The following is a 14,798-nucleotide window of genomic DNA, read 5'->3' as shown; positions in this document are numbered from 1 at the left end:
CCAGGAATTCTACAACCCGGAGCCTTCCGGTGCCAGGGCTAGCCTGTATTGCACCTGGCGGAGCGCGATTCCGTCCTGCCACTCGGTGCGCCGGGCCGGGGTGAGCTCCCAGCCGTTCCGGTCGTAGAACCTGCGTCCCCTGGCGTTGCGTTCCATGACCCAGAGCACGGCCTCCCGGAAGCCCTCCTCCCGGAGGCCCTCGAGGGCCCGGGCCATGAGCGCGGCGCCGAGGCCCTGGCTCCAGGCCTCCCGCACCAGGTAGATGGCGTGGATCTCCCCCGCCGTGTCCGATTCCCGGTCCCGGCAGGGCCCCGCCACGGCGAAGCCCGCCAGGGCGCCGCGGGTTTCCAGGGCCCACATGGCCCAGCGCGGCTTGGGGGCGGCCAGGGATTCGGCGAAGGCGGCGGCGCTGGACTCGACCGACAGGCCCGCCAGGAGGGATTCGGGCAGGATGCCGGGGTAGGTGGCCCGCCAGGCGTCCACCTGGACCCGGGCCAGGGCCGCCGCGTCCTCCGGCAGCGCCCTCCGGATCACCGGCAGGGTCACCGCGTGGGTGCGGAAGACCCGGTACCCCAGGAGCCCGGCCTCGTGGTGGGCGCGGGCGCCCAGGGCGTCCCGCTCCAGGGGCGGGAGCCCGGGGCTTCCCGAGCGCCAGGCCAGGAACCGCTTCCGGGAGATCCCGATGCAGAACCTCGCCGCGGGCCAGTCCAGGGCCGAGGGCAGGGCCGGCAGGGCCTCCCACAGGGCCCGGTCCTCCACGAAGGTGGTGCCGAAGCCGAAGCCGGGGTCCAGGAGGATGCGCCCGGGATCGATGGCGGCCTGGAGAAGGCGCTCCTTCACGGCGCCCAGCTCGAACACGGCGTCGGTGGCGGATTCGTTGCCGGGGCCGCCGTAGGGCGGCATCGCCAGCGCGCCGTCCTCGAGGCGGCTGCGCATGGCGACGAGGCCGCAGTCGCTGTTGCGGGCGACGTGCAGGAGGCCGGGGTCCTGGAAGCCCGTCACGTCGTTGATGACGGCCACGCCCAGGCGCAGGCCCCGCGCCGCGACCTCGCCGTGGCGGGTGTCGAGGCTCAGGGGCACCTCGGGCAGGGCGGAACGCAGCAGCGCGAGGACGGGCTCCAGCCTAGCCCACTCCTCGTCGGCGGAAACGGCGGCGGCGCCGGGACGGGTGCTCTCCGCGCCCAGATCCAGCGCCCGCGCGCCCTGCGCCACGAGGTTCCTGGCCTGGCCGAGGGCCTTCGCGGGATCCAGGAACCGGCCCCCGTCGCTGAAGGAATCCGGAGTGATATTGAGGATGCCCAGCCAGAGGGGCTCCTCAAGGTCCAGGGCGCCGCCGGCGGTCCGCCAGGAGGTCACGCCGGGCTGAGGGCGGGCTTGAGCCCCGGATCGGGCGGGTTGTCCATGGGCTTGCTGGAACTGGACTCGGAGGCGGACGGGGGCGGCTTGGGAGGCAGGACCTCGCCGTTCATGAGGCGGGTGACGTCGACCGCGTCCAGGGTCTCGCGCACCAGGAGGGCCTCGGCCAGGCCCACCAGGATCTCGCGCTTCTCGCGGATGATGGTCTTGGCCCGTTCGAAGTTGCGCATGACGATGGCGTGCACCTCGGAATCGATGAGGCGCGCGGTGTCCTCGGAGAAGTCCCTGCGCTGGCTGAAGTCCCGGCCCAGGAAGATCTCGTGCTCGCCCTGGCCGAAGCTCAGCGGCCCGAGCTTCTCGCTCATGCCGTAGTCGCACACCATGCGGCGGGCGATCTGGGTGGCGCGCTCGATGTCGTTGGCGGCGCCGGTGGAGAGCCGGTCGAAGAAGGCCTCCTCGGCCACGCGGCCGCCCATGAGGATGGCGATCTCGCCTTCCATGCGCTCCCGGGTTGAGGAGTAGCGGTCCCGTTCGGGCAGCTGCCAGGTGACGCCCAGGGCGCGGCCCCGGGGGATGATGGTGACCTTGTGCACGGGATCGGCGTTGGGGATGGTCGCGGCGACGACGGCGTGGCCCGCCTCATGGTAGGCGGTGTCGCGCTTGTCCTCGTCGCTCATGACCATGGACTTCCGTTCGGAGCCCATGAAGACCTTGTCCTTGGCCTGCTCGAAGTCGATCATCTCGACCCACTTCTTGCTGGTGCGGGCCGCATAGAGCGCGGCCTCGTTGCAGAGGTTGGCCAGGTCGGCGCCGGCGAAGCCGGGGGTCCCGCGGGCGATGACCTCCAGGTCCACGTCGGGGCTGAGGGGGATCTTGTCGGCGGTGTGCACCTTGAGGATCTCGAAGCGGCCCTTGAGGTCGGGGCGGTCCACCACCACGCGGCGGTCGAAGCGGCCGGGGCGGAGCAGGGCGGGGTCGAGCACGTCGGGGCGGTTGGTGGCGGCGATGAGGATGACGCCCTCGTTGCCCTCGAAGCCGTCCATCTCCACCAGGAGCTGGTTCAGGGTCTGCTCGCGCTCGTCGTGGCCGCCGCCCAGGCCCGCGCCCCGGTGGCGTCCCACGGCGTCGATCTCGTCGATGAAGATGATGCAGGGGGCGTTCTTCTTGCCCTGCTCGAAGAGGTCGCGGACGCGCGAGGCGCCCACGCCCACGAACATCTCCACGAAGTCGGAACCGGAGATGGAGAAGAACTGCACCTTGGCCTCGCCGGAGATGGCGCGGGCCAGGAGGGTCTTGCCGGTGCCCGGAGGGCCCATCAGCAGGACGCCCTTGGGGATCTTGCCGCCCAGCTTCACGAACTTGGCGGGGTCCTTCAGGAACTCGACGATCTCCTGCAGCTCCTCCTTGGCCTCGTCGCATCCGGCCACGTCGGCGAAGGTGACGCGGCGCGCCGCGGTGTTGAGCCCGCGCGCCCGGGCCTTGCCGAAGCTCAGCGCCTTGTTGCCGCCCATCTGGGCCTGGCGCATGAAGACGAACCAGAGCACCACGAAGACCAGCAGCGGACCCCAGAAAACCAGCATGTACATGAAGTTGTTCTCGCTGGGCTTGGCGGCCTTGAACTCCTCGAGCTGGCCTTCCTGCTTCCAGCCGAGGATGGCCTTGCCCAGGTCCTGCATCGGGGGAGCGATGGTCTTGAACTTGTCAATGCTCTCGCCCTTGGCGGACTTGACCGGGTTCTTGTAGGTCCCCTCGATGTCCACGCCTGTGAGCGTGACGCTGCGGTATTTGCCCTCGACCCCCTCGGTGTAGAACGTCGAGAAGGGGATCTCATTGACGCGGGTGTTGGTGGGGATCTGCTTTAACGCCAGGAGGACCAGGGCGATGATCCCGATCCACACCAGCGCGCTCTTCATCATGGAATTCAAGGTGCCTCCAGGGGGGAACTCCCCGCCGATATCCAGTCTAACCTGCATCGGCTCGACCGGTTCCTGACTTTGGATGCCTCAGGGGGCCTCCAGGTTCTCAACAATGCTCCAAAGTCCATGGAAATAAGCTTTCCTGGGCCGTATTTGCCGGGCTCGCGCCCGTTCCGGAAAGGCGCCAGCCGCCCCAGGTCTTGGCGGCGCCGGGGCGCCTGGCCAGGTGGGGCAGCATCCAGGCGGCCAGATCCCGCAGGAGGGCGGCCTCCCTCGGCCAGCCCAGCTCCAGGAAGGCCGCGTCCAGGACCCAGCGCAGTTCCGGCCCTCCCCAGGCACGGGCCAGCAGGAGCCCGCCGGGGCCCGCGTCCCAGCGCGCGCCGCGCCAGCCCGCCACCTGCGCGTCCTTGAAAGCCGCGAGCTCCTCCACCTGCAGGTGGGTCTCCCAGAGGTGCGCATCCAGGCTGGGCGCTTCCTGGCGCATGGGCCCCAGGAGCGCGCGCCAGCGGTTCCTGGGCGTGAAGGGATCGGCGTTGCTCGCGTCCTCCTTCCAGGTCACGCCCTTGGCCTTGAGGTAGGCCCGCAGGTCGGACCGGCGCGCCTGGACCAGCGGCGACCAGCGCGCGCCCTGGCGCGCCGGCAGCGGCGTGAGGCAGCCCGCGCCTCCGCCCCGGGCCAGGCGCACCAGGACCGTCTCGGTGTGGTCGTCCAGGGTGTGGCCGGTGGCCACGGCGATGGCCGAGCAGCTCGCGGCCTGGGCGCGCAGCCAGCTCCAGCGGAGCTCCCGGGCCGCGGTCTCCAAGCCCTGGCCCGAGGCCTTGGCATGGGCCCGCACGTCGAGCGAGGCCTCCACCAGGTCCAGGTCGGCGGAGCGGCATAGGCCCCGCACCAGGTCCGCCTCTTCGCGCGCCTCGGGGCGCAGCCCGTGGTCGGCGTTGGCCACCACCAGCTCCAGCCCCAGGGACTTGCGTGCGGCCCACAGGAAGGCCAGGAGGGCCAGGGAATCGCCGCCCCCGGAGCAGGCCACGAGCACCCTGCCGTCCCGTACGCCGTCGCCCCGGGCCAGCACCTCGCCGAGCCACTTTGTCTCCTGCCTGTTCACGAGAGCCTGGCGAGGAGCTGGGTGAGCTCCCGGGGCACGGGGCTGTCGGCCCACAGCGCCTCGGCCCAGGCCACCCGGATGAGGGAGCCCCAGTGCATGGCCCGCCCTTCCACGCCGCGCCGGAAGGCGGGGTCGGAGATACGCGTCGGGGGCTGGGAAGGGTCGGCCGTGAACTGGCTGCCGAAGGCGTCGAAGGCCGCCATGCGCTGCTCCCACACCGCCGACACGTCCACCACCAGGTCGGGGCGGCCCGGGTTCTCGCCGCCCACCCAGGCCAGTGCGGCCGGGCGCCAGGGCTCGCCGGGGCAGGGATAGTTGCGCAGGCCCGAGTAGTAGGCGGCCTCCTTCACCAGGCGGAAGGCGCGGCGGTGGTCGGGGTGGCGGTCGTCGGGGTCGGGCAGGATCAGCACCGTCGGGCGCAGGGAGCGGAGCATCTTCATGACCTGGATGCGGTGGGGCTCCGTCTCCTCGAACCGCGCGTCGGGGAGGTCCATGATGATGCGCCGCACGCCCAGGATGCGCGCGGCCTCCATGGCTTCCGCGTGGCGGGTGGCCGCATCGCCGCGCGTGCCCAGCTCCCCCGCGGTGAGGTCGAGGATGGCCGCCGACAGCCCCCTGCGGGCCGCAAGGGCCAGGATGCCGCCCACGTGCACTTCCCCGTCGTCGGGGTGGGCGCCCACTACGAGCAGATCGAGCGCGTTCATGGCTCCTCCAGCAGGACCACCGGGCCGGCTTCGCCGAGGGCGGCCAGCATGCGGTCCAGAAGATCATCCTGACGCAGCCACAGGAGCCCGGGAAGGACCCGCTCCTGGGGCCTGCCCAGCGGAAAGAGGCGCTGGCGCAGGCGCTCGGGATCCATGCCCAGGGCCGCGCCGGCCTGGTTGCGCCGGAGGCGCCTGTCCAGGCGCCCCAGCCGGTGGCGGGCGCGGGCCACCTCCTGGGCGAACCGGCCGGAGGTGGCCGCATCCCAGCCCGGGTCGGGGTTCGCGATGAGGGCCGCGCTGGGCGGGGCGGCCCCGTCCGCGGCGCCGGGGAAGTCCTCCCAGCGCCCCTTCCGGAGGGGCTCGAGCAGTTCCGCGTTCAGGGCGGCGCCCCGCGGCACCAGGAACACCGAGGGCCGGCTGATGATGCGGGGCTTCACGAGGCCCACCCGCTCCCAGCAGGGCTCCGTGAGGCGCCAGTAGGCCCTCTCCCCGGGGCCCAGGACCACGGCCGCCAGGCCCGGCAGGAGGAGCGATTGCATGAGGGGGCGCAGCGCCGCCCCCGGACTCAGCCACCGCCCCCGCGGGCAGGGCTCGCCGGGCTCCAGGCGCATGCGCCTGCCGGTGCGGGGATCCAGGGAGAACCAGGCCGACTGCTGGCGGGGATCCAGGCCGTAGCGCACGCCCTCGGCGTCCAGCAGCCCCGCCTGGCGCACCAGGTCCTGTTCCAGGTCCAGGCTCCGCCAGCGTTCCAGTTCCTCCTGGATGGGCTGGCGCAGGGCCGGGTCCGTGGGGGAGAAGGGCCGCAGGCCGCGCTTCCAGAGAGGCGCGCCCAGGGCCAGGGCGTGGCCCCTCAGCGTCGGCTCCCCGGGCAGGGGCACCTCGCCCCAGAGCCTTTCGGCCTCCAGCTGGTGCTCCCCCGTCCAGGGCAGCCAGCCTGCGGCGGTGTTGTCGGGCGCCGCGAACCGGAAGCGGTGGGGGAGGATGCGGTCCTCCTGGAAGCCGACCGTGGTGGCCACTTCCAGGCGGTCATGGTCCTCGTCGGCCAGCCAGTAGACGGCCTCACCGCCGAGCCTGCGGGCTTCGGCCAGCGCGGCAAGGGCCTTCACTACCGAAAGGGCGGGGGTCCAACCAGCACCGATCTGCTGGCCGGTGGCGACGCGGGGACAGGGGGACGGTTCCATGACTCAAGCCTATCTATAATAGGCCCATGGACGGAATTTTCCTTGAACCCTGGCTGCCTCCCCCCGGGCCCGACCTGGCCCGCCTGGCCATGGAGGCGGCCGACGAGGCCGGCCTCGCGCGGCTGGATTCCTGGCCGGAATTCCGCAAAGGGGGCATCGCCTTCGGGGACCTGCCCCCCTTTCTCGCCTGGCACGGCGTCCAGGGCGGGCACCACCTGATCCTGGTGCAGCCCCGGGAGGTGGGGGCCCTGGTTCCGGGCGCCCGGCCCCCGGGGCTGCCGGAAAGGTGGCTGGAGGATCTGGACCTGGAGGCCCTGGCCGGACCCCTGGCCCGGCACCCCGCCTTTGACGGCGGGGCCTCCGTCCACGTGGCGAGGGTCCTGGGCCCCGGCCGGGTGCGGGTGCGCACGCGGGGGGAGGCCCCCGGGGAGCTGGTGGCCCAGGTCCTGGAGCGGATCAGCTCCGTCCGGGGGTGGACCCTGCGGTGAGCGCCAGCCGGCCGACCCGGGTGAGGCAGGAGATCGTGGAGGCCACCGCGATGATGATCAGGATCGTGGCCACGATGCCGTCCGCGGCCCCGGCCAGGTCCCGGGTGTGCCCCAGGTCCCGCAGGGCGCCCAGGGCCCGGGCGATCTCAGGCCGGCGCTCCTGGATGGCCATCAGGCAGAGGCCCGCGGAGAAGGCGTCGGCCAGGATGCCGTAGATGAGCCGTATCTTCACCAGGTGGGGCTTGGCCAGGCACAGGGCCCCCACCGCGACGCCCGAGAGCGTGAGCGCCAGCACCGGCCAGAACAGCTGGGCGTGGAGCCCGGTCCAGAGGGGGCCGGCCGCATGCACCGCGCCCATGCGCGAGGACCAGGCGATGGGCAGGCGCCGGAAGCCCTCCACCCACCACGCCGCGAAGAGCAGCCCGAAGACGACCTCGGCGAAGGACCCGGACCTGGGGACGGGCTTCGGGCCCTGCTTGAGCAGGGGCGGGAGCTTCAGGGGGTCCCATGCCCGCGCGGAATCCTTGCCGCCCACCAGGATGAATACGAGCGTTATGCAGCCCAGGGCGAACAGGGCCGAGAACGCGAAGGAACCCAGGGCCTCCGCCATGGAAGCCAGGGGGTGGGCCGACAGGAAGGCCGAGGGCACCGCGATGACGGCGTGGAGCGGCAGGAGGATCCATACGAGGACGACCTTTACCACGAACCGGTAGAGCATGGAGAGGGCGGGGTCCAGCAGGGGCTTCTCCTGCAGGTACTGGCCGGCCACCTGGAGGGGGTTGCCCACCTTCGCCAGCAGCGCGGCCGTCTCGGCCTCGTCCAGGGGACGCCCCAGCGCCGCTTCGCGGTCCTCCTTCCGGCAGCGGAGGTCCTCGGCCAGTTCGGCGGCAATGTCCTGCTGGCTGGCCCGGGGCAGCCAGAACCGCACGGCCTGCACGTAGCGTTCGATCAAGTCCATGTCCATGCTCCTCAGAGGATCTGCTCAAGGGATAGGCCGATGCCGCGCCATTCCTCGATGAGCAGGGCCAGCGTGGCCGCGCCCTCGGGGGAGAGGCGGTAGAAGCGCTTGTTGCGTTTTTCCTCCTCCCGCCACTCGCTGAGGAGGAGACCCTGGGTCTCCAGGCGGCGCAGGAGGGGGTAGAGGGTGCTTTCGTCCAGTTCCAGGCCGTGGTCGGCCAGGGACTTGCGGAGCGTGTAGCCGTAGCGCTCCGAGCGGAGTTCCGCCAGGACCGCCAGCACGAGGCTGCCCCGGCGCAATTCGAGCCGCAGGTTTTCGAAGACGTCTGGGTTCATGGCCTCACACTGTGCGGCATATGCCGTTCGACACATAGTGTGTGTCACACAGTATGGTCTGTCAACCCCCTTGCGGCTTCAGGGTTTCCCGAGGGCCTCCAGGGCGGAGAACGTCAGCGCCAGGACGCCCGTGCGCAGGGTTCCCGGCATGGCGGGGGCGAACCCGGCCGAGTGCAGGGAAGGCAGGGGCGTGCCCGCCTCCTTCGCGGCCTTGAAGCGGGCCGGGTCCACCGCGCCGAAGCGGAGCAGGGCCGAGGGGATCCCGGCGGCCTTCCCGAATTCCCCGAAGTCCTCGGAGACCATGTCGGGCCGGCCCGGTGCGACGGCGTCCGGGCCCAGTTCCGCCGCGAGCCGGGCCGCGAGCCTGCGGGTGAAGTCGGGGTCGTTCCAGGTGGCGGGCATGGTCTCGCCCAGGTCCAGCAGGGGTTCGCGGGGGGCGCCGGCGGCCAGGGCCTCGCCCTTGGCCACCCGCGCGATGCCCGCCAGGAGCCGGGCCTGCACCTTCGGGTCGTAGCTCCGCACCGTCATGAGCAGGGTGACCTCGTCGGGGATGACGTTGGTCTTGGTGCCGCCGTTGATGGCGCCCACGGTGAGCACCGCGGGCTCCAGGGGATCCTTCTCCCGCGAGACCAGGGTCTGCAGGGCCAGGACGGTGCGGGCCGCCAGGACGACGGGGTCGACCGCGGCCTCGGGCCTGGCGCCGTGGCCGCCCCGGCCGTAGAGGGTCAGGGATCCGGAATTCACCGCGGCCATGGTGTAGCCGGCCACATAGCCCACACTGCCCGTGGGCAGGTCCGGCGAGTCGTGCAGGGCGATGGCGAAGGACGGCCTGGGGAACCGGGCCAGGAGGCCGTCCCTGAGCATCGCCTTGGCGCCCTCGCCGAGCTCCTCCGAAGGCTGGCCCACCATCAGGACCGTGCCCCGCCACTGGTCCCGGTGCCGGGCCAGGAGCGACGCCGTGCCCGCCCACACCGCCATGTGCGCGTCGTGGCCGCAGGCGTGCATGACGCCCTTGGCCTCGCTGGCGTAGGGGAGGCCCGTATTCTCCACCACCGGCAGCGCGTCCAGCTCCGTGCGCAGCAGCACCACGGGGCCCGTGCCGTTGCGCAGGACGCCCACGACCCCGCCGCCCACCGCCGCGACCTCGTAGCCCTCCTGCCGGAGGAGTTCGCCCATGCGCGCCGCGGTGCGGGTCTCGTGGCCGGACAGCTCGGGATGGCGGTGCAGATCCTGGTAGAGGGTCTCCAGCCGGGGCAGCATCCCCTCGAGGTCCGCCCGGACCGGCGGGACCGTCTGGGCGGAGGCGAGAACGGTCCAGGCGAGGGCCGGAAGAAGCCGGGGGTGGATGAGCATGGGAACTCCAGGGGGTCCGCGGTTTTTGGAAGGGCCTGGGACCAGCATACCTCCCCCCGGCCGGTCGTCGGGCGAGGGTTGACATGCGCGAACCCGAGGCCTAGATTGACTCCGCGTCGGCAAGAACCTTAGAACATTCCTAATTAGACCTTTATCCAAAAGCGATTGGCTGTCGCGTCCCATGGGGCGAATGGCGGATCTCCGTTCCTGAAAGGGCGGGTCATGCTCTTGCACTTCGAGGGCCTCGAGCCCTCAACCGGGAATTGTATGAACAGTCTCCAGCGTTCTTCCGCCCGGACGGGATTCCCGCCGGTCCTGGCGGCGAAGGTCCTCCGGATGCTGGATGACATCCGGACCCTCGAATCGGTCGAGGAAGCCGGAACGCACGCATTCCGCAAGGCTTCGCGTGAACTCCTGGGCCGATACCCCGAGGTGGTGTCGGCCCTTCACGCGCGGGGCCTGGGGGACCGTCTCCGGGCGGGGGGCGCGCCCGTCTGAAGCATCAGGTTTCAACCTTCCTGATCCGGGAGGGTCAGTAGACATTCCTTCCACCTTTGAAAGGACTGTCCATGCCGGCTCGCGGTCACCTCGGAACGAAGGCCCTCGACATTCTCCGGCGCCTCGGCATGGCGGCGATCCTTGCCGCCTCGCCCCTGGGCGCCGCCCCCCGTCAGGACGAAGCCGACCAGGTGGACCGGTACCTCGGCTCGCAGATGGAACGGCTCAGGATTCCGGGCATGGCGGTCGCCGTGGTCCGGGGAGGGCGCATCGTCCTGCTCCGGCACTATGGGAAGGCCAGCGTGGAGTTCAACGTTCCCGTCACGGATGAGACCGTCTTCTCGATCAATTCGGTGACCAAGGCCTTCACCGGCGTCGCGGCCCTTCGGCTGGTGGAACGGGGCCGCCTCGACCTCTCCGCCCCCGCCGGGCAGTACCTGTCCGGTCTGCCGGAAACGTGGCGCAAGGTCACGATCCGCCAACTCCTCAGCCATATGTCCGGCCTGCCCGACATCATGCGCGCCCCAACCGTAGAGACCGACGCACAGGCGGCTTGGGCCTGGGTCCAGACGCGCCCGGTCCTTTTCACGCCCGGCGACCGCTTCCACTATTGCCAGACCAACTACACCCTTATCCAGCGCATCCTGAACCAGCTCGAGGGGCGGGCGCCGGACGCGCCGCTGGCCGAAGAACAGTTCCGGATCGCGGGGATGGAGCATACGGCCTACGGCGATGCCTATTCCGTCATCGCGAACCGGGCGCCGACGTACCGGTGGAACCCGAACGGTCCGATGATCGCGGGCTACCGCGCCCCCTCCGCCCCGGCACCCGCCACCCTGGCCGCCACCTCCGAGCGGTTCCTTCCCTTCCGAAGGGCCTCGTCCGGCCTGAACGCCACCGCCCAGGACCTGGCGCGCTGGGTGATCGCGCTCCAGGATCACCGGTTGCTGAAGGAGGAAAGCCTGGAAACGCTCTGGACACCCGTGGCCTTCAGGGATGGGCGGCCTGGCAAGTGGGGCCTGGGCATGGAGGTGCTCGGACGCGGGACGCACCGGGCCGCGGGCATGACCGGCGGAGGCCGCGCCGCCTTCTCCATCTATCCGGAGGACGGCGTGGCCGTGGTCATCCTGACCAACCTCGCGGGCGCCTATCCCGAGGACATGGTCGACAAGGTCGCCTCCATTTTTGCGCCAGGCCTGCGGCTTTCGGGCGTGCCCGCCCTTCGGATCCTTCTGGAGGAGCAGGGTTATGACCAGATCAACGCCATCGCGGCCGGGATCGAGCGTGCGGACCCGGCCCTCGTCTGGTCCGAACCGGAATTGAACGACTGGGGCTACCGCCTCCTCAGCATGGGCCGGGCCCCCCAGGCGCTGGCGGTGTTCAAGCTGACCGCCGACCGTTTTCCGGGAAGCGCCAATGCCCACGACAGCCTGGCCCAGGCCTTCCGGGTCAACGGCGACCATGCCTCGGCGGCGATTCACTACCGCCGCGTCCTGGCGCTGGATCCGGGCAACGCCGAAGCCGTCCGCGTCCTGAAGGAAATCGCGCCCTAGAGCCGGATCACGAGCTCGCAGAGCCTCGCCGCGTAGGCCACCTCGTTGTCGTGCCAGCCGCAGACCTTCACCATGCGCCCGCCCACCACGCGGGTGAGGTCCGGGTCCATGACCACGCTCTCCTCCCGGCCGGTGAAGTCCCGGCTCACCAGGCCGCCCTCGCTCACGGCGAGGATGCCCCGGAGGCGCACGCGGGAAGCCTCGTCGAAGGCGTCGTTCAGTTCTTCGGAAGTGACGTCCCGGGACAGGATGGCGGTGAGGTCGACGAGGTTGACGTTGAGGCAGGGCACGCGCAGGGCCCAGCCGTCGAAGCCCGCCGGCAGGTGGGGCAGGGCGGCCCGCAGGGCGCCGAAGGCGCTGCTGGTGGTGGGGATGATGCTCATGAAGGCGGCCCGGGCGCGGCGCAGGTCCTTGTGGGGGAGGTCCAGGAGGCGCTGGTCGTTGGTGGCCACGTGGACCGTGCTCATGCTGGCGCTCTCCAGGCCGAAGGCCTTCTCCAGGACGTCCAGGATGGGGGCCGTGGCGTGGGCGGTGCAGCTGGCGTTGGAGATGACCCGGTGGCGCTCCGGATCCAGGAGGTGGCCGTTGAAGGGGTGGATCACGGTGAAATCGGCGTCGGGGCTCGGGGCCGAGATGACCACGTGGCGCACGGGGCCCTGCAGGTGCCGGGCGGCGCCCTCCCGCGTGGCGAAGCGGCCCGAGGCCTCCACGACCACGCGCGCGCGGTGGGCGCCGAAGGGGATCCGGGCGGGGTCGGTCTCGTGGAAGAGGGGATACTCCTTGCCCTCCATGACGAGGAAGTCCTGGTCGCCCTTGCGAAGGCCGAGCACCACGGGATGGTCGTCCCCGTGGATGGAGTCGAAGCGCAGGAGATGCACCACGGTCTCCAGGTCGGCGGGGTCGTTCAGGGCGCAGAGGCGGTGGGGGCGCTGCAGGGCCAGGCGGCGCGCGGCCAGCCTTCCGATGCGTCCGAGTCCGTTGATGGCGATCATCGGGCCAGCTCCAGGCAGAGGTCCCGCAGGCGCGCGGCGTAGGCGGTCTCGTTGTCGTACCAGGCGAAGACCTTCACGAAGCGGGGGGCGTGGACGCGGGTGAGGTACGGGTCCAGGATGCAGCTCGCCTCGCGGCCGCGCAGGTCCACGCTCACCAGGGGGGCCTCCAGGATCTCCACCAGGCCGGGGCGGGCGGCGGCGGCGCCACGGATGGCGGCGTGGACGGACTCCAGGTCCGCATCCCTGCCCAGGCGCACGCCCAGGTCGACGATGCTCACGTCCGGGGTGGGGACCCGCACGGCCAGGGCGTCGAACCGGCCCAGGGTCCACGGCAGCACCTCGCCCAGGCACCGGGCGGCCTCCGAGGGCGCGGGGATCATGCTCATGCTCGCGGCCCGCGCCATGCGCAGATCGGGGTGGGGCAGGTCCAGGATGCGCTGGTCGTTTCCGTAGCTCTCCACGGCCGTGGCAAGGCCGGCCTCCACGCCGAAGGCGCCGTCCAGGGCCCGCACCAGGTGGGCCAGGGCGTGGGTGGCGGGGCATGCCGCGCTGAGCACCGCCTCCCGGGACCTGTTCACGCCCACGACGACCGTGGCGTCGGCATCCGGGGACGGGGCGCTGATGACCACGTGGCGGACGGAGCCGCGCAGGTGCCCCGCGGCCTGCGCGCGGCGGGTGAAGCGCCCCGAGCACTCCAGCACCACCTCGGCGCCCAGGTCGCCGAAGGGGGTCAGGGAGGGGTCCACGGCCGCGGACAGGGGCACCCGCAGGCCGTCCAGGAGGAGGTGCCCGTCCCCGGCGGCGACGGGGAAGGGCGCCTTCCCGTGCACGGAGTCGTAGGTCACCAGGTGGGCCAGGGTGGCGGCGTCGGCGGGGTCGTTCACCCCCACGAGCTCAAGGCCCGGTTCCAGGTGGATCCGGCGCAGCACCTGGCGTCCGATGCGGCCCAGACCGTTGATGGCGATGCGCATTCGATTCCCCAGAATGGGGAGAGCCGGCAGGGGGTTCCCGCCGGCTCTCATCCGGTCCCGTCAGCGGCCTACTTCTTCGCGACGACCTTGGCCATCTCCAGCACCTTGCAGGAATAGCCCCACTCGTTGTCGTACCAGGCGACCACCTTCACGAAGGTGGGATCCAGCACGATGCTCGCGTCGGCGTCGAAGGTGGAGGTGCAGCTCTCGCCCCGGAAGTCCGTGGAGACGACCTTGTCGGTGGTGTAGGCCAGGACGCCCTTGAGGGGGCCGTCGGCGGCGGCCTTCATGGCCTTGCAGATGTCCTCCATGCTCGCGGGCTTTTCCAGTTCGCAGGTGAGGTCCACCACCGAGACGTCGGAGGTGGGCACGCGGAAGGCCATGCCCGTGAGCTTCTTGTTGAGGGAGGGGATGACCTTGCCCACGGCCTTGGCGGCGCCGGTGGAGCTGGGGATGATGTTCTCCAGGATGCCGCGGCCCCCGCGCCAGTCCTTCTTGGAGGGGCCGTCGACGGTCTTCTGGGTGGCGGTGGCGGCGTGCACGGTGGTCATGAGGCCGCGCTTGATGCCGAAGGAATCGTGCAGCACCTTGGCCACGGGGGCCAGGCAGTTGGTGGTGCAGCTGGCGTTGGAGATGATTGCCTGGCCGTCGTAGGAATCGTGGTTGACGCCGTAGACGAACATGGGGGTGTCGTCCTTCGAGGGGGCGCTGAGGATGACCTTGCTGGCGCCGGCCTTCAGGTGCGCGCTGGCGGTCTCCTTGTCCAGGAACAGGCCCGTGGACTCGATGACGATCTCCGCCCCCACCTCGTTCCACTTGAGGTTCGCGGGATCCTTCTCCTGGGTGAGGCGGATCTTCCTGCCGTTGACCACGAGGGTGTTCCCGTCGACCTTGATTTCGCCCTGGAAGCGGCCATGCACGGAGTCGTACTGGAGCATGTAGGCGAGGTACTCGGGCTCGAGGAGATCGTTGATCCCCACGATCTCCAGGTCCGGAAAATGTTTCACGGCCGCGCGAAACACCATCCGGCCGATTCGCCCGAACCCGTTGATCCCGATCTTAGTCATGCTGGCCTCCTGACCGCGTTTGGCCGAAGGGGACCCAGCCTGCAAGCCGTGGGATCCCGCTCAGCAGTTGACAGCAGGATACCGCAATGCGCCCAGATGTTGTTCAAGCTTCTTGGAGAGCGTGTTCCGGTGCATGCCCAGCTTGCGCGCGGCGGCGCTCTGGTTGCCGTTGTGGGCCTCCAGGACCCTCTCAAGGTAGATGCGCTCCATTTCCCGCTTCGCGATCTCGAGGGGGATGTCCATCCGAACGAGCTCGGCGATCAGTTCCTCCATCATGTGGCGCATCGGGGCGGCTCCAAGGGGTAGCCCAAAAAAATATCACCT

At 70.9% G+C, this 14,798-nt stretch carries 15 protein-coding genes; 3 read left to right on the top strand and 12 right to left on the bottom strand.

Features of this window, described 5'->3' with window-relative positions; all coding sequences use genetic code 11:
• Window positions 1-9: 9 nt before the first annotated feature.
• The 5 genes from folP to bshC form a co-directional block, all read right to left on the bottom strand.
• Entirely contained in the window at window positions 10-1,356 is a 1,347-nt protein-coding gene (gene folP / locus RAH40_RS06480; RefSeq protein WP_306601273.1) for a dihydropteroate synthase, read from the bottom strand.
• A complete protein-coding gene (gene ftsH, locus RAH40_RS06475) occupies window positions 1,353-3,281 on the bottom strand; it encodes an ATP-dependent zinc metalloprotease FtsH (protein WP_373432548.1) in 1,929 nt (642 codons plus the stop codon). Before ftsH ends, folP begins: the two co-directional genes overlap by 4 nt.
• A gap of 97 nt (window positions 3,282-3,378) precedes the next feature.
• On the bottom strand, window positions 3,379-4,374 hold the full coding sequence (tilS, locus tag RAH40_RS06470; protein WP_306601272.1) for a tRNA lysidine(34) synthetase TilS: 996 nt from the start codon (window positions 4,372-4,374) through the stop codon (window positions 3,379-3,381).
• Entirely contained in the window at window positions 4,371-5,078 is a 708-nt protein-coding gene (gene bshB1 / locus RAH40_RS06465; RefSeq protein ID WP_306601271.1) for a bacillithiol biosynthesis deacetylase BshB1, read from the bottom strand. Before bshB1 ends, tilS begins: the two co-directional genes overlap by 4 nt.
• Window positions 5,075-6,259, bottom strand: coding sequence for a bacillithiol biosynthesis BshC (gene bshC, locus RAH40_RS06460; RefSeq protein WP_306601270.1), 1,185 nt, complete (start codon window positions 6,257-6,259; stop codon window positions 5,075-5,077). The genes bshB1 and bshC overlap by 4 nt, the downstream gene beginning before the upstream one ends.
• Before the next feature lie 26 nt (window positions 6,260-6,285).
• On the opposite strand from bshC, the gene RAH40_RS06455 reads away from it, so the two are divergent.
• Window positions 6,286-6,747, top strand: a complete 462-nt coding sequence (locus tag RAH40_RS06455; RefSeq protein ID WP_306601269.1) for a hypothetical protein — start codon at window positions 6,286-6,288, stop codon at window positions 6,745-6,747.
• Here RAH40_RS06455 and RAH40_RS06450 read toward each other — a convergent pair.
• The 3 genes from RAH40_RS06450 to RAH40_RS06440 form a co-directional block, all read right to left on the bottom strand.
• Window positions 6,716-7,705 carry a hypothetical protein gene (locus tag RAH40_RS06450; RefSeq protein WP_306601268.1) on the bottom strand — a complete coding sequence of 330 codons (990 nt, stop codon included), beginning with the start codon at window positions 7,703-7,705 and terminating at the stop codon, window positions 6,716-6,718. The genes RAH40_RS06455 and RAH40_RS06450 overlap by 32 nt on opposite strands.
• A gap of 11 nt (window positions 7,706-7,716) precedes the next feature.
• The gene (locus RAH40_RS06445; RefSeq protein ID WP_306601267.1) at window positions 7,717-8,040 is read right to left on the bottom strand and encodes a PadR family transcriptional regulator; all 324 of its coding nucleotides are present in this window, start codon (window positions 8,038-8,040) and stop codon (window positions 7,717-7,719) included.
• A gap of 78 nt (window positions 8,041-8,118) precedes the next feature.
• Window positions 8,119-9,393, bottom strand: coding sequence for an amidohydrolase (locus RAH40_RS06440; RefSeq protein ID WP_306601266.1), 1,275 nt, complete (start codon window positions 9,391-9,393; stop codon window positions 8,119-8,121).
• A gap of 267 nt (window positions 9,394-9,660) precedes the next feature.
• Between RAH40_RS06440 and RAH40_RS06435 the strand changes: the two genes are divergently transcribed.
• Together RAH40_RS06435 and RAH40_RS06430 are read left to right on the top strand one after the other, a co-directional pair.
• Window positions 9,661-9,891, top strand: coding sequence for a hypothetical protein (locus RAH40_RS06435; RefSeq protein WP_306601265.1), 231 nt, complete (start codon window positions 9,661-9,663; stop codon window positions 9,889-9,891).
• Between the two features lie 71 nt (window positions 9,892-9,962).
• Entirely contained in the window at window positions 9,963-11,444 is a 1,482-nt protein-coding gene (locus RAH40_RS06430) for a serine hydrolase (RefSeq protein WP_306601264.1), read from the top strand.
• On the opposite strand, the gene RAH40_RS06425 is transcribed toward RAH40_RS06430, so the two are convergent.
• The 4 genes from RAH40_RS06425 to RAH40_RS06410 all read right to left on the bottom strand — a co-directional run bounded on the left by RAH40_RS06425 (window position 11,441) and on the right by RAH40_RS06410 (window position 14,759).
• Window positions 11,441-12,436, bottom strand: a complete 996-nt coding sequence (locus tag RAH40_RS06425; protein ID WP_306601263.1) for a type I glyceraldehyde-3-phosphate dehydrogenase — start codon at window positions 12,434-12,436, stop codon at window positions 11,441-11,443. The genes RAH40_RS06430 and RAH40_RS06425 overlap by 4 nt on opposite strands.
• Entirely contained in the window at window positions 12,433-13,407 is a 975-nt protein-coding gene (locus RAH40_RS06420; RefSeq protein WP_306601262.1) for a type I glyceraldehyde-3-phosphate dehydrogenase, read from the bottom strand. Before RAH40_RS06420 ends, RAH40_RS06425 begins: the two co-directional genes overlap by 4 nt.
• Window positions 13,408-13,475: 68 nt before the next feature.
• Window positions 13,476-14,474, bottom strand: coding sequence for a type I glyceraldehyde-3-phosphate dehydrogenase (gap, locus tag RAH40_RS06415; RefSeq protein ID WP_306601261.1), 999 nt, complete (start codon window positions 14,472-14,474; stop codon window positions 13,476-13,478).
• Window positions 14,475-14,534: 60 nt separating this feature from the next.
• Window positions 14,535-14,759: a helix-turn-helix domain-containing protein gene (locus RAH40_RS06410; RefSeq protein ID WP_306601260.1), complete on the bottom strand. Its 225-nt coding sequence runs from the start codon at window positions 14,757-14,759 to the stop codon at window positions 14,535-14,537.
• Window positions 14,760-14,798: the final 39 nt, after the last annotated feature.

It is taken from the genome of Geothrix sp. 21YS21S-2, from assembly GCF_030846775.1.
Taxonomy (GTDB): Bacteria; Acidobacteriota; Holophagae; order Holophagales; family Holophagaceae; genus Mesoterricola.
This window is presented reverse-complemented; position numbering and strand designations above follow the sequence as displayed.

What these genes read in the sequence shown, in the direction of transcription:
- bshB1 (WP_306601271.1), bottom strand. Translation starts at nt 5,078, where the DNA reads ATGAACGCGCTCGATCTGCTCGTAGTGGGCGCCCACCCCGACGACGGG.
- bshC (WP_306601270.1), bottom strand. Translation starts at nt 6,259, where the DNA reads ATGGAACCGTCCCCCTGTCCCCGCGTCGCCACCGGCCAGCAGATCGGT.
- RAH40_RS06455 (WP_306601269.1), top strand. Translation starts at nt 6,286, where the DNA reads ATGGACGGAATTTTCCTTGAACCCTGGCTGCCTCCCCCCGGGCCCGAC.
- RAH40_RS06450 (WP_306601268.1), bottom strand. Translation starts at nt 7,705, where the DNA reads ATGGACTTGATCGAACGCTACGTGCAGGCCGTGCGGTTCTGGCTGCCC.
- RAH40_RS06445 (WP_306601267.1), bottom strand. Translation starts at nt 8,040, where the DNA reads ATGAACCCAGACGTCTTCGAAAACCTGCGGCTCGAATTGCGCCGGGGC.
- RAH40_RS06440 (WP_306601266.1), bottom strand. Translation starts at nt 9,393, where the DNA reads ATGCTCATCCACCCCCGGCTTCTTCCGGCCCTCGCCTGGACCGTTCTC.
- RAH40_RS06435 (WP_306601265.1), top strand. Translation starts at nt 9,661, where the DNA reads ATGAACAGTCTCCAGCGTTCTTCCGCCCGGACGGGATTCCCGCCGGTC.
- RAH40_RS06430 (WP_306601264.1), top strand. Translation starts at nt 9,963, where the DNA reads ATGCCGGCTCGCGGTCACCTCGGAACGAAGGCCCTCGACATTCTCCGG.
- RAH40_RS06425 (WP_306601263.1), bottom strand. Translation starts at nt 12,436, where the DNA reads ATGATCGCCATCAACGGACTCGGACGCATCGGAAGGCTGGCCGCGCGC.
- RAH40_RS06420 (WP_306601262.1), bottom strand. Translation starts at nt 13,407, where the DNA reads ATGCGCATCGCCATCAACGGTCTGGGCCGCATCGGACGCCAGGTGCTG.
- gap (WP_306601261.1), bottom strand. Translation starts at nt 14,474, where the DNA reads ATGACTAAGATCGGGATCAACGGGTTCGGGCGAATCGGCCGGATGGTG.
- RAH40_RS06410 (WP_306601260.1), bottom strand. Translation starts at nt 14,759, where the DNA reads ATGCGCCACATGATGGAGGAACTGATCGCCGAGCTCGTTCGGATGGAC.